Genomic DNA, 13934 nt, shown 5'->3' with positions numbered 1-13934 from the left:
TCCAAGCACGAAAAGTCGTCTTTAAACCTGCCTGAAAATTCTATTATGTTTTCCCCTGTAAACTTCATGCGTTCTATGGTTAGAATGCAAATCTAATAATAGTATTTAAATAAACACCTCAATAATTGTTATTGTAAATGTGTATAGTTATAATCTATTTTATATTGAACGGTTAGTAATGTTGCAGAGCAATGAATATGTCATTTTACACATTGATTTTCAATATTTTAATAACTACAAAACTTTAGTTATTTACATCGTGTTTTTTAGATTCAAAAACTGAAAAGTCATATTTAAGTCGAACTTGGAATCTGTTATTATTATTATACATCCCAAATACTGACTGACTAGAGCCATCCATAATATTTGAATCAATATTTAGTTTTAACCCATCACAAACAGACCATTCGATGCCTGGCTGCAATACCCAATTTTCCATTTTAAAATCGTAAAACCCATTTATGATGAACTTAAAGTATTCTGCTATGTTTATATCTGATTTAACCATAATTGTTTTACGAAAAAGATGATTGTAATCAAAAACCAAATAATCTATGTTTCTATCAGGTGTTTGTATTTCCTGTATCCATTGTACAAGGAAATAGGCATTTTGTCCAAATAAAAAACTGTTAAAACTCCTATCAATACCCAAAACATATTGGCAATATGGGGCATCAACAGTTGTTTTGGTTTTATCAATTCTTTTTGTTAAATAATATGCCGATTCGAATCTAATACCATAACTTCCAATATTTTTAGCTAAATCAAACCCAAAAGCATTAATCCGGTTATATTTTAGTATTGTGTTTATGTTTATGTCCGAATATGTGAGTGTATCTATTATATTTTGGGTATATATATCAGGTAAGGTTTTATAACCGTTAAACCAACTTAATGAGAAATCCAATCCATTCAAACTTGCACTATATTTTAAAGCTACTTGTGAATTATTTAAATCATATTTTGCTGTACTTTCATCGGTTATGTATTCATAATTTACGTTTAAATATTGAGAGCCAACAATAGGATAATATGGATTAGTAATGGTATTAGGAAGTGTAGGCCACCACCGTGAGTTTTCATTGGGCAATTTGCTTTTTATAAACGAAGGAGCAAAAACACACTCTAAAGCTGAGTTATCCCAAAAATATTTTCCGTTAAATGAATAATTATTAATCGGATAGTCTTTATAATCAAGGATATCGGAATAATCGTAAGCACCAAAGTAGTTAGTCGGATTAATTAAATCGGCTTTCCCCCAAGAGTACTTTTGTTTTCCTATTTTACCTTCAAAATTTCCAAATATACTTTTAATATAAGCTTCATCAATATAGGTATGATTCCTAGAAGGGTCTGCTTGGTCTTCCCTAAACTCAATCCCTGCAAAGGCATATACTTTATTCGATAACAAATTGCTATAATCAAGTTTAGCAATTACTTGATTTCTTCCATTTATTTTATTGGGTTCATTTTTCAAATAACTTATATTATCATATTTTATGAAACTTTTCAGTGTTGATTGTGAAAAAACTTTAAACGGCAGTAAAAGTATCAGTATGAAACATGTTCTCATCTTTTATTTTTTTATATTATTTCTCAAGTTGTCTCGTTGTAAAAAAAGAATCATCAATTGGCAGGTTGATTTTTAAATCAGAATACTCAAGTGTAGTTTTATTCTTTTTGCTAAAATTTTCCATAGTTAGTTGAAAACTCCGCCATTTGGTTGTTCCTGATATTTGCTTAATGGCAGAGCCGTTAAATTGTTTTATAATGCTTTGGTTTTTATCAAAGTATTTGATTTGAATAATTACATAGTGATCTTTTGTAACACTCATTTCTCGTTTACTGTACCCCGATTCGTTAACTGCTTCAGTGGAATTTGGTATGGCAGTAACCAACCAGCAATCTATGCCATCTATTATTTCTGAGCCCTTTAGCTCATAGGTATAATCATTCAAATCCTCTGACTCTAAATCTTTGTAAGTAAATTCGGTACCAACAAAGTTATCGCTTTTATCGCTTCCAGAAATTCTTCTCGTTTTACCTAATGCAGGCAAATATAATAGATTGTCATCTGCCCTGTTATAATTTTCTATTGACAAAAACCCTGTTCCAGCAACATCCGTGGGCGATTCAAACTTTATAAGCTGTTTCCTTTTGTTATTGGTGGTTTTCGACCATAGTACAACCTGACGTTCTCTTTTATTGCCTTTCGAGTTGTATATACTCATTTTGATGCTTGCCGTAGATGTTTGTGTTTCGTCATTTTTTTTGAAGTTTTCCATAACCTCCCTACCTGTTGGGTTTTGTGCATCAATACGTGATAAAAACCCTATAATTATTAATAATCCTATAATAATCCTATTCATAATATTTATTTTGCTGAATGTTCATTTATTAGTAAAAATTTTGGCTTTAATATCAATACCAACGCCGGAATAATTATTAGTATTGATACACATGCTATTAACATTGTAAATGCTATCATCCAACCGACTGTATTTAAAGGTACGAAACCCGAGAAAAGAAGGGTAAGAAATCCCGCTCCAACTATAAAAGCATTATATAATATTGGTTTGCCGGTATGTTTAATTGCATTTTTCATGGCAGTTTTATAATCTAATCCATTTTCAAGTTCTTTATTTAAAGCGCTGAAGTAATGAATAACATAGTCAATACCTATACCAAAAGCAATACCTGTTATTATTGCAGAACCAATATCCAATGGAATTTTCAAAAAGCCCATAACCCCAAAGTTTAAAACCATCGATAACACTATGGGAATAAGTCCTAAAATACTTTTAATAACATTTCTGAAAATTAGAGAAAGTAAAATTAATATTGACAATAATGAAAAGCCAATACCATTAAGTTGACCAAAAACAATTTCTTCATTCATTGCAACATTGTTCTCTGATAGACCTGTAATGTAAAATGTTATATCTTTTAGCGACAACCCATTAACGAATTTATTTATTTTTGCCATTAGTAACTTAACATCATTAGATGAATTAGATGTTAATATGATCTGTAAGTTTGCTTGACGATAGTCAAAATCTGTGAAATCGCTAATATCTTTACCTCCATTATTCTCGTATAGAAACAAATATTGCGCTATAAGATTATTACCATTAATAGTGTCCGTTTTATTATCTTTCTTCTTAATAGTTATTTCTTCAGGAATCTTAAAGTATTCTGGCTTATTGTCATTCATCACATAATTCATTCTTTTTACCAGATCGGTTAATGCTAAGGTTTTACCAACAATTGCCTGACTATTAACAAATGACTGTATCGTATCAATAATTTTAAGGTTCTTAACACTTTTTAAATTTTCGTCTGGTTTTGTTGTTTTTATGACAATATTTAGAACATCGCTTCCAGAGAGTTTATTGTTTAATGCGTTAGTACTAACAACTAACTCTGAGTCTTTTTTGAAATATTTGACACCGTTATTATCTACATAAAACCCATCATATATATAATACGAACAAAAGATGATTGCCAAAATAAAAGGGGTAATAGAAATTACAGGATGTTTAAATGTGTAATTTGTTAACTTTTCTAAAAACATATCTATTCCCTTATTTGCAATATTGTCAGCTTCCGTTTGATCGTTAAGGAATACTAATTTCTTAGAGTTTAATCTGCTAAATATTATCAATAATGCAGGAATTGCAATAAGAGCCAAAACCATACTTATTAAAGAGCCAAAACCAACGAGTAAACCAAAAATGCGAACTTGATCAATACTTGTAATTGCCAACGAGAAAAAGCCTAAAGCTGTTGTTATATATACTAATGATACTGGCAGTAATAGGTTTCGCATTGTAACTCTTATTGACTCATCTATTGAATTGCCGTTAACCCTATGTTCTTGGAATTCTGTAATAATGTGAAGTCCATCTGCTACTCCTACAGAAAGCATAAATACAGGTATTGTTGTAGAGATAATGTTAATGGGAATATTGAATAAATATTGAATTGCCAAAATGAAGATAATAGAGAATACAACAACAAAAATAGGTATAATAATACCCTTAATCGCTCTAAATATAAGCCATAGACTTAATAAAATAATGACAATAACTATAGGAAAGAGTTTTTGCGTATCTGAATCCATTACAGTAGCTATTTGAGCTACAGCTACAGGGTAGCCTGCAATGTATGTTCTTTCTTTGCCAGGATACTTCTTTATTATGTCTTTTATTTTATTATATAAACGAAATACGGCTTCCGAGTTTTCCTGTTTTAGGCTAATCTCAAGGAATATACCACTACGCTTTTCATCTTTTGTGACAAACAAATTTTCAAATAGCTGGTTGTCTGATGCCTCCTTCTTTAATTTGTCGATCTCTTGTTTTGTTCTGGGAATATCATTGTATACTTTCCCTATTCTTAGTTCGTCATTTGCGTTTATTATATTATCTATATTTGCTAAAGAACTTACTTTAATTATTGGTAATACAGCTGCTTTTAAATAGTTTATTTTTTCCTTTAACGCCTCATTATAACCACTAGAGTTTATAAGGATACTTTCAAGATTATTTATCGTAGTTATAGAAGAGTCTTTTTCAAACTCTGTAATTAAAACATCGCAATTCAGTTTTACTTGAGAACTTAAATTTTTTGTTAACCTCCTTAGATCTTTGATATCTTTGTATGTTAACAAATTAATCCTTTCAACTTCCTGAGTCAGATTTTTAATTCTTTCTAAAGTATGGGTATTAAATATACTGCTATCCGACTCAATAAGAATACCTACTCTAGGATAAGTGCCTGTAAATACTTTTTTAAGATCTTCCATCTTAATTTTACTGGGGTGGTCTAAAGGCAATAAATCAGGACTAGAGTTTTTTTGCAATTTAGGAAGCAAATAAATGCAAGGCGCAGCCAATAAAAATATTGTAATAATTACGACCACTGGGTATTTATACACCCAATTCTCAAGAAATTTGTACATTTTGAAAAGTATTTTAGTTCAATGACTGATTCAATATCTCTGAAATTTTCACTTTTAAATTTTCTTCTTCTGGAACACCTCCATAAAAAGCAACTTTATTATTTATAATTAGTATCGGGAAGCCCCCTAGTCCTTTAGATTGAAAAATGCCCATGATTTCCGCTGCAACACTTTCGTACTTTTTATCTAATTGTTTTAATACGGATTGGGCAGATGTTAATGTAACAACATGCAATTTTGATTCTATTTTCAGTTCAGAGAGTACATTATTCAATCTTTTTTTCATCTTTTCATCTGTTGGAATTGCAAGCGGATTGCAACATGATGCTGATACCATAAGTAAAGAAAGTCTATTTTTTGACAGATCCAGTAACTCATTAATATCGATGTCTTGTTTAGTGCTTTTGAAAAATGAATTTAAAATGCTCATAATTACTATTATTAAATTATAAATGAAAATAAATTAAAGAAAAGTCCTATTATTATTGCAGTAACAATAATACATATAATAAAACTTATTAAAAGTCTTGGTTTGAAAATTTTTGAGAGTAAAATCATCTCGGCAATACTAGTTCCTGCGCCACCTAAAAGAAATGCTGTTATAGGACCTATTAACATTCCTTTTTGAATAAGTGCAAAAGCGACAGGTAAGGCTGTAATCATATTAAAATATAAGGGAGCTCCTATAACGGCAAATAGTACTACCTGAATATTTGGGTTAATAGTTTGACCAATATCCAGAATAAACTTTTCTGGAATGAAGCCATAAATACTACCACCTATAATTAAACCGATGCAAATGTAGGGTAAAGTCTTTTTTAACTCATGCCAACTTAGTATGGCGGATATTTTGGCTTTAGCAGCAAATGGAATAGCTTCTTCTTGAGTTGCTACAAAGCCAACAATATCAACAGCTTTAGTTTGCGATATGCGTAAATGTTTAGCAAAACCAAGTTTATCAAGAATAATCCCGATAAATATTGCGAAACTAATTGTTAACAAAACGAATGAGAGTGCATAGTATAAACCAAAAAGCCTAAATAATAAAATAACAACAATTTCATTAACTAATGGAGACGCAACTAAAAAAGTGAGTGCAATACCTAGCCTAATTCCCGACTTTAACATACCTTCGAGCATTGGTACTGCCGTACACGAGCAAAAAGGTGTTATTGCCCCAAAACAGGCTGCAAGTACATTCCCCCACCCTAATTTTGTAGATTTTAATTTGTTTTGAAAATTCGATTGTGTAATTTGATTTAAGAGTAAAACAATAAAAGTGATTGTATAGTAAAGTCCTATAATTATAGAACCCTCTTTTAGTATAAAGTGCAGAAATTGATTCATAATGATTTGTTTATAAAATTTATTTTGTCAATCAAAAGTTATTGTACTTTAATAGGTACTTAAGCATCCCTTTTTTTATTATTAAAGCGTATGTCATCATCTTCAATTATTCTTTATTATTAAAACAACACACCAACACTATTCCTTCTTTTAAACCGAAAATGATATTCATTTAAATAACTTTGTAAATGTTCATTGCTGCAATGACGGTGAACACCTCTTAACGAACCCTTAAAGTTCATAATATGAATATGCAAATCGGATATCTTAATTCAGCTAGTATTGGGGTTAGATTTGGATAATCCTTTTTCAATGGTTTGTATCCTGTTCATTTATCTGTTTTTACTATTGCATTTCTAAAATATATTTTTCGTAAAATGGGCTAAATGATTTTGAGAAAAAATTGGATATAACCTATGTATAAGCCCTTCCAACAACATTCTTTGCCATTTTTAAAGCAACGATAACGAGCTTTTCTCTGTGACTACGAACCTCTTTTTTTTCGTCTAGTCCACCTATCATACATTCATCTATGTGTACTTCGCCATTAAGAGGTCATTTCCCTCTACTTTTCAGGGACTGTTGTATTTTCCATAATGCCTACATTTTTTGTTGTAATCCAAATTCTTTTGACAACTCCAGCGTTGATAATCTTTTTTCCCTTACACAACCTTTTAACAAAATATGAAATAAAATTTAGCCTTGTCAAATGCTGAGCCAGTACCTACTTCTTACAAACAAAATGGTCATCTGGACATTTCGCATTTGTTAAATATTCGTAATATATATTATTACCTGTAAATCGTTTATATTGCATTCACTCCTGTGAAACTAAGTTCTTTAATTATACAACAAAAGTACTTTTTTTGGAATATCTATGCACTTATACCTAACTTAGGTATCATTTAATATTACTGAAATCTTTTAATTATTAATTTCAAATGATAACAAATATTCATCCAACTCATTTTCCTTACAATAAAATTTCAAAAATTAAATAGACTTTTTCATCTTTAGGATTTGTGATTATTACAAAGTTTAAAGGTATTGTTACTGATTGACACAGAACAATTGTTCTTTTAAATGAAGCACCAAGGTTAACTATGGATAGTTCATTTGCATATAGACTCTTGTTTAATCCTGCACCAAGGAAAAAACTCCCGGTAAAATTTTTTAAATTGAACCTATAATCACATTCACCATATGTAGAATATCGATTATTCCCTTTACTATCCCTATCGTTACCATATAAAAAGGAAGATAGTGTTAAATCGAATTTGCCAATTTGGTAGGTTAAGGCCATTTCGAATGCATGGTTACTTGTTTTACTATTGTAATCGAAATAATTAATATTCGATGTATCACTATGGTGAAAATGATCTTTTACCAATAAGGTAAAATTTTTCAAGTTACATTTTGTATATAAATTGGTTTGGGAAAAACTATCAAAATTATAAGAACCCCAAAAACCTAAAGAAAAACAGTTTTTCTTAGCTTCAATAAACGGTTGAAGATTGGGTTTGGGATCGACAACTTGGCCACGCCAAACATACCTATTTACAAAACCCAAATTTGCAATAATAGTATCTTGTGATTTTATTTCGCTTAAAATAAGTAGCTGTAATAAACAAACAAAAAGTACTCTTTTCATGGTTTTAATTAATTTTATTTAACAGTCCGAAATTGGGCTAAATAAAGTCTGTCTATAAACTATTCACTGCGAAAGAATTGAAGCAATCTCTCATCCAATGGATTGCTTCGGAAAAAACCCTCGGAATGATACAATTTGGTGACTTTATGGACAGACTCTAAATAGTATTTTTATTGGCAATTAGATTTTTCTAATTTACCCATTATTTTTTCGATAATAAACCGAAAGAATAACCCTCCCAATAGCCCTCCAATAAGAGGAGACCATATATAAACTAAGCTAGTTTTGATAGCGCTTAACCCGAATGCAATATTGTTCCAGCCGGCAAAATAGGCTATAACTCTTGGCCCAAAATCTCTAGCAGGATTAAAACCTGCTTGTGTCATTGGAGCTATTAAACATATAAGAACTGTAATAGTGGCACCAATGAAAATAGGGACTATGTTATTTGAAGGCTTTCCTATATTACAACCTTCTGTTAGAAAGAAAATAACAATTACCAGCAAAAATGTACCAAACCCTTCGGCAAACATAGCCGCTGTTGCTGTCAAATGATTGTTTGGAACACCTGGATTGGGAAAGTATTCGCCAAACATCATTGCTGTTTTTATAGATGCATCACTTCCCCTTGTAATATTATTCAATGTTTCAAAATTTGCAATTGATTCATTAAATAAAAGAAACACAAATAAGGCAGCAATAATAGCTCCAATGAATTGACCGGCCCAATATAGTGGCAAATGTTTTAAATTCATCCGCTTAGCTGCGACCATTGCCAATGAAACGGCAGGATTAAAATGAGCGCATGACAGATGTCGCGAAACATAAATTGCCAAGGTTACACCTATTCCCCAAATAAAGGCTATTTGAAACAAACCTGCGAAGGCATTAAATAATATACTAACAGCTACTGAGGCTGTACCTATAAATACTAAGATGAAGGTTCCGATGACCTCTCCTATAAAAGTTGAATATGTTGACTTCATTTTGTTAAGTTAACTATCATGTGTAACACTTTTTTTATTCGTAAAACTAATCTGCTACATGTTTAGGCTTCGTTTGATACAGACTACAATAGGGCAGAAATTACTAGAAGTATTAACTAAATAACTTAATACGATTGTTACTCAGTAACAATTCGCATTAAGTTATTTACGCTTTCATATATTCCGGAATAGAATTAATCTTTGTATATTTCAGGAACGAACAACTCGGTTTCATTAATATCTTTATCCTTCCCAATAGCTCTGTATTTATCTCGGTGAAAAATATTATACTGGCAGAATGGCATTAAATCTCCGTTGGGAAGCATAAAATGAATGCAACATTTTCTTGCTCTTTCAATATCCCAGTTATGAGCATCCATAAATGCATGAATTGAAACTTGCGTAACGTTATCTTCAAACACTTCTGCAATGCCTGGGTCTGCCGCACAGCAATTTGTTAATAAATTTCTTAGACTGTCCATTACTTTATCGGTTCCTCCAACTGCGGACATTGACCATATTTTTTCCAGTTCCATTCTCGATACCTGGAATAGGTCATCCATATCTACCCTTGGTTTATTTTTTACGTAATCAAGGAATATGTCAACATTAATTATTTTTGAAATAGGTACAGCACCGTCTTCATTATTGATTAAATAAGTTACTGAACCACATGATGGCATATGACACGGAATAGGTATAAAGTCAGACTTTACTAATAATCCGTCTGAATACTTTTCTATTGCATTCACCATATCAGCGTGCGTCATCCTGTCCATAGGATCCGGACAGGCATCTGCACTACTTTCCCATTTACCAGACTCAACAGATAAATTGTGAAGATAGGTAATAGGCAAAAAGTTTACCCCTTTGATAAATTTCTTGCTTACAGCAAGTTTTATTATTTCACCAACCTGATCGTCGTTAACATATTTTTCAATTACCGGTGAAAGAACAGTAGGACAATTTGCTTTCTCTAAGTTTTCAAGGGCACGTAATTTACTTTCGAGTAAATCTTTGCCTCTAATTTTCAAATAATTCTCCTTTTTGAAACCGTCAAATTGCAAGTAAACGTGTAACCCTGCATCGGCAAGTTTTTTAGCAAAATCAGGCTCCCTGGCAATTTTATTCCCATTAGTATTAATTAATACATATTTTATATTTCTAGCTATTGCCATTTCAGCTATTTCAAACAAATCAGGGTGTAATGTTGGCTCGCCACCTGTTAGGGTAATAACTTCCGGACTACCTTCCATTTCAACAATTCGGTCAAACATTTGCGCAGCTCTTTCTTTTGGTAAGAACCAACTATTTTCTGGCCCCATGTAGCAATTTGGGCATTTTAAATCACATTTGTCGGTAATTTCAATTTGAACAAAGCAGCTATGTTGTTCATGAGATTCACATAAGCCACAATCGTTTGGGCAACTTTTTTCCGTTTTTTTTCCAATTTTCAATGGAACCTCGCCTGGTTTGTTATACCCTTCGGACCATCTGGACCAATCAGCATCAGATGAAATAAGCGCAGAACTTTTACCGTGTTCGCTACAGAATTTCTCGAAATATAGTTTATTTTGTTTTTCAATTACGCGGGCTTGTATTACCTTTTTACAAACAGGGCAGGCACTTAGGGTGTCGCCTTTGTACATGTACGGGTTTGTTTTTTTCTTTTTCATGGAGGTTGATTTTTAGAAATTGATTATTTTAAATATTAATTTATGTTGTAGTTTTAAGTCTTAAGTTAAAAACTTCTTGAAGCGCTTTGAAAAAATCCTCATTAATTGTATGTAAAAAGTTCTCATCCATAATCGGAGTTGGAATTTCATCGAAGGTTAGGTGTTTTCTGAAGTTTTCATTTGAAAAACGGACATCTTCTCTCATGTATGGTGCTTGAAATACCAACTTCCGGTCAAATAGTTTTTCCAATGGACTGGGTGGATTTTTATTAAACTCCTCCTCCTCGATCATATTAAATCCGCTGATTCTCAAATCTTTACATAACAATTGTTGTACCTCTCCAATATTTGGTGCATTTTCGTTAATGATGTTAAATATTTTAAGTTCGTTTGTTACTAGCTCTTTCTTATTTGCTAATGCTAACATTGAGTTTGTAATATAGTCCATAGGGACAAGATTTAGGCAAATGTTAGCATTGCAAATAAACCGAACATCAATATTGCCATCAAAAGAAGAACCCATATTAACTTCAAATCGTTTTTTAAGTGTATATAGTTCTTCGCAGAATTGATAATAACCGGCACGACTTAGCACTTTGTTTTTCTTTGCACCAATTATAATAGAAGGTCTTAAAATTGTAATATCAAGATTATAGTCTTTTTGATAGGTTTCAATCAATAATTCAGATTGGTTTTTTGACCACTCATATAGCGATCGGAAATTTGGGTTCTCTTTTTGAATTTTTTCTTCTATAGGTTTAGCCTTTCGTCCACTGCTATATGCTGTACTAACATGGAAGTATCTGCAACTTGATTTCATTTTTTGGTTTATCATCACAACCAAATTCAACATGTTTCGGCAACCTTCGATATTAATTCTTTTAATTTCTTCAATATCTTTTTCTTTAATTTTGAAAGTTGCCACACAATGCCAAACTTCATCTATATAATCAATTTGATTGTTGATTATTTCTTTAAAAAGTTCATCACCCGAATTAGTTACATCTCCTTCAATAACAATTAAATTATTTCTGCTGATGTTAACATTTTCGTCGATTGCTTTTAAAGTTTCAATAACCCGTAACATAGGAGAGGCATAATTGCTTTTCGATTTTCTGCTTAATGCAATAATCCTATGTCCCATCTTTAACATCTCATATACTAAATGACTCCCAAGAAAACCTGTTGCTCCAGTTATGAAAATTGTTTTTTGTTTCATTTCAATCATTGTCTTAGGGTTATTTAGTGGCTACAATTACACTATAAATGTAGATTGTATGTAGAAACTCAATATTGCTAAAGCCAGTTTCCAGTAATATTTCTTTAATTTCGGCCTTAGTTCTGCATTCCCCATTTGGACTTATGGTAAGTAGTAACAAGGAAACCATTGATGAATCTCCTGGATTCTTTCTGTCATCGCTTTTAAATGTTTCATAAACCATTAACTTGCCACCTTCCGGAAGACTATTGTATATTTTTTTAAAAAGAATTTTAATTTGCTCAATAGACCAATCGTGAGTAATTCGCATCATTAGAGCAGTATCAAAACCTGTTGGTAGTTCATCTTTGAAAAAATCTCCAGAGTGTACGTTAATTCTATGGGACAACCAAAAATTTCCCAATTCCTTTTGAGCTTTTTCGCAAACAGCAGGTAAATCGAATAATATGCAATTTAAATGTGCATACTGTGACACAAGGTTCATACAGGCTTTACCTGTCCCCCCCCCAATATCAATAATTGTTTTACTATTGCTAAAATCATAAAATTCAGACAATGCCATTGCTGGACTACCACTGGTTCTGTGCATTTGATCACTATACTCACTTATTTCTGTTTCTTCTTTTGCATTTTCAAAGAAATAACTGTAGGTTTTGTTTTTAGGCACATCATTAAAAAGCATTTCAGTAAAGTCTCCAAATTCATCATATAATGAATCGAACATCTCTACAACATCTCCTAAGTTCGATAATTTACCTTTAACCAAATATCTGTGACTCAATCCAGTATTTTGATATTTATTATCATTGTTCAATGATATTAATTTCATGTGAACAAGCGAATCCAGAAAAAGCCGCAATGGTCTGTTGGGTATATTAAACTGACTTTTAATTTCATCAATACTTCTGGGTCTGTAAGCCATATATGAGAAAAAATCAATACTAATGGCAGTTGCAAGTATTTTCGATTTGAAAAAACCAGTAATAATTGAAAAAATGTGCTTTTCTTCATCAGTATATTCTAATCCACTCTTTTGACTTATTTGCTTTTCTTCTAAAATAGATTCCATAATAATTAATTTTGTTTAGTTTAACAAAGTTTGCTGTCCTTAAAAAAACGAATAACAAATGTATTTTTTTTACACTTTTGTTATTTTTTATTTGTTTGAAATAACTAACTTTGTTTTGTTAAATAATTAACTTAATAAAGAGCATTTTATGGATATTGTTAATAATTCATTTGGTTGTGACGACTGCTCATTTAAAATATTATTGTGTGGAAACATACCCGTTGATGATTTTAGAATAATTAGAAATACTGCTAGACAATTGCGTTATAAGAAAAATGAAACTATTATAAAACAAGGAACGAAGGCTACACATGTTGCGTTTCTATATAAAGGCATTGTGAAAATGGCATATGAAGACAGACGTGGTCGTAATTTGATTGTGAGTGTGCTTTCTGAACAAAAGTTTCTTGGTTGTGTTAATATGTTTTTTAAAGATACTAATGTGTTTTCATTGGTTGCTGTTGAGGAATGTGATATATGTCTGTTAGATTATAAAGTAATAAGCCGTTTAGTAGAAAAAAATAGCGTGTTTGCATCAAATATTTTTAGGCATTCAATTGGCATGTTTGAAGCTGCGATTGAAAATTATGTTAGTCTTGCTCACAGGCAAGCTAATGGTCGAATTGCAGATGTTTTATTGTATTTATCAAAAAATGTTTACAAAAAAAAGGTCTTCGAAATGTCATTAAGCAGAGTTGAAATAGCTGAATATGCTGCTTGTTCAAGAGAAAACGTGATTACAATTCTAAAAAAATTTAATAAAGAAGGCATTATTGATTTTAAGGAAAAAACAATTGAAATTAAAAACGTAGATAAGCTTATGGAAATTAGCAGAAACGGTTGAAATATTTCTTTTATTATTAAAATATTTGTATCAACTCATGCGTATATTTCAGCAAACACTTTCTTTGAAAGTTCCCACGTTCATGTGTTACCTTTGACGCACACGCAACAAAATACTACGAGCAGCCCCGCTGGTTTCACCGTTTATAGGATATTCCTTTCTCCTATTTCATCCAGCGT

The 13934-nt window shown here is 31.4% G+C and carries 12 protein-coding genes; 1 reads left to right on the top strand and 11 read right to left on the bottom strand.

The genetic code is table 11. The features are described from left to right. Positions 1-244 precede the first annotated feature (244 nt). The 11 genes from HOO91_13620 to HOO91_13570 all read right to left on the bottom strand — a co-directional run bounded on the left by HOO91_13620 (position 245) and on the right by HOO91_13570 (position 12911). Positions 245-1573 (bottom strand): hypothetical protein, encoded by a 1329-nt coding sequence (locus HOO91_13620; GenBank protein NOU18589.1) that lies wholly within the window; start codon positions 1571-1573, stop codon positions 245-247. Between the two features lie 16 nt (positions 1574-1589). Continuing rightward, positions 1590-2369, bottom strand: a complete 780-nt coding sequence (locus HOO91_13615; GenBank protein NOU18588.1) for an outer membrane lipoprotein-sorting protein — start codon at positions 2367-2369, stop codon at positions 1590-1592. A gap of 5 nt (positions 2370-2374) precedes the next feature. Next, a complete protein-coding gene (locus HOO91_13610) occupies positions 2375-4963 on the bottom strand; it encodes an MMPL family transporter (GenBank protein ID NOU18587.1) in 2589 nt (862 codons plus the stop codon). Positions 4964-4976: 13 nt separating this feature from the next. Beyond that, positions 4977-5393 (bottom strand): hypothetical protein, encoded by a 417-nt coding sequence (locus tag HOO91_13605; protein NOU18586.1) that lies wholly within the window; start codon positions 5391-5393, stop codon positions 4977-4979. 11 nt (positions 5394-5404) lie between these two features. Continuing rightward, a complete protein-coding gene (locus HOO91_13600) occupies positions 5405-6310 on the bottom strand; it encodes a hypothetical protein (protein NOU18585.1) in 906 nt (301 codons plus the stop codon). Positions 6311-6429: 119 nt separating this feature from the next. Further along, positions 6430-6552, bottom strand: coding sequence for a hypothetical protein (locus tag HOO91_13595; GenBank protein ID NOU18584.1), 123 nt, complete (start codon positions 6550-6552; stop codon positions 6430-6432). Positions 6553-7283: 731 nt separating this feature from the next. Next, on the bottom strand, positions 7284-7961 hold the full coding sequence (locus tag HOO91_13590; protein ID NOU18583.1) for a hypothetical protein: 678 nt from the start codon (positions 7959-7961) through the stop codon (positions 7284-7286). 170 nt (positions 7962-8131) lie between these two features. Next, the gene (locus HOO91_13585) at positions 8132-8947 is read right to left on the bottom strand and encodes an aquaporin (GenBank protein ID NOU18582.1); all 816 of its coding nucleotides are present in this window, start codon (positions 8945-8947) and stop codon (positions 8132-8134) included. A gap of 194 nt (positions 8948-9141) precedes the next feature. Further along, a complete protein-coding gene (locus tag HOO91_13580) occupies positions 9142-10623 on the bottom strand; it encodes a radical SAM protein (protein ID NOU18581.1) in 1482 nt (493 codons plus the stop codon). Between the two features lie 40 nt (positions 10624-10663). Continuing rightward, positions 10664-11842, bottom strand: coding sequence for an NAD-dependent epimerase/dehydratase family protein (locus HOO91_13575; protein NOU18580.1), 1179 nt, complete (start codon positions 11840-11842; stop codon positions 10664-10666). Positions 11843-11861: 19 nt separating this feature from the next. Then, a complete protein-coding gene (locus tag HOO91_13570) occupies positions 11862-12911 on the bottom strand; it encodes a hypothetical protein (protein ID NOU18579.1) in 1050 nt (349 codons plus the stop codon). A 148-nt stretch (positions 12912-13059) separates the two neighbouring features. Here HOO91_13570 and HOO91_13565 point away from each other — a divergent pair, with 148 nt between their 5' ends. Then, entirely contained in the window at positions 13060-13755 is a 696-nt protein-coding gene (locus tag HOO91_13565) for a Crp/Fnr family transcriptional regulator (GenBank protein NOU18578.1), read from the top strand. The last annotated feature ends 179 nt before the right edge of the window (positions 13756-13934 follow it).

The organism is Bacteroidales bacterium, assembly GCA_013141385.1.
GTDB lineage: Bacteria > Bacteroidota > Bacteroidia > Bacteroidales > Tenuifilaceae > UBA8529.
Note: the sequence above shows the minus strand (reverse complement) of the source record. Positions and strands in the feature narration are given on the sequence as shown.

Excerpts from the sequence above, each read along its gene's own strand:
- HOO91_13620 (NOU18589.1), bottom strand. The coding sequence starts at position 1,573 with ATGAGAACATGTTTCATACTGATACTTTTACTGCCGTTTAAAGTTTTT.
- HOO91_13615 (NOU18588.1), bottom strand. The coding sequence starts at position 2,369 with ATGAATAGGATTATTATAGGATTATTAATAATTATAGGGTTTTTATCA.
- HOO91_13610 (NOU18587.1), bottom strand. The coding sequence starts at position 4,963 with ATGTACAAATTTCTTGAGAATTGGGTGTATAAATACCCAGTGGTCGTA.
- HOO91_13605 (NOU18586.1), bottom strand. The coding sequence starts at position 5,393 with ATGAGCATTTTAAATTCATTTTTCAAAAGCACTAAACAAGACATCGAT.
- HOO91_13600 (NOU18585.1), bottom strand. The coding sequence starts at position 6,310 with ATGAATCAATTTCTGCACTTTATACTAAAAGAGGGTTCTATAATTATA.
- HOO91_13595 (NOU18584.1), bottom strand. The coding sequence starts at position 6,552 with ATGAACTTTAAGGGTTCGTTAAGAGGTGTTCACCGTCATTGCAGCAAT.
- HOO91_13590 (NOU18583.1), bottom strand. The coding sequence starts at position 7,961 with ATGAAAAGAGTACTTTTTGTTTGTTTATTACAGCTACTTATTTTAAGC.
- HOO91_13585 (NOU18582.1), bottom strand. The coding sequence starts at position 8,947 with ATGAAGTCAACATATTCAACTTTTATAGGAGAGGTCATCGGAACCTTC.
- HOO91_13580 (NOU18581.1), bottom strand. The coding sequence starts at position 10,623 with ATGAAAAAGAAAAAAACAAACCCGTACATGTACAAAGGCGACACCCTA.
- HOO91_13575 (NOU18580.1), bottom strand. The coding sequence starts at position 11,842 with ATGAAACAAAAAACAATTTTCATAACTGGAGCAACAGGTTTTCTTGGG.
- HOO91_13570 (NOU18579.1), bottom strand. The coding sequence starts at position 12,911 with ATGGAATCTATTTTAGAAGAAAAGCAAATAAGTCAAAAGAGTGGATTA.
- HOO91_13565 (NOU18578.1), top strand. The coding sequence starts at position 13,060 with ATGGATATTGTTAATAATTCATTTGGTTGTGACGACTGCTCATTTAAA.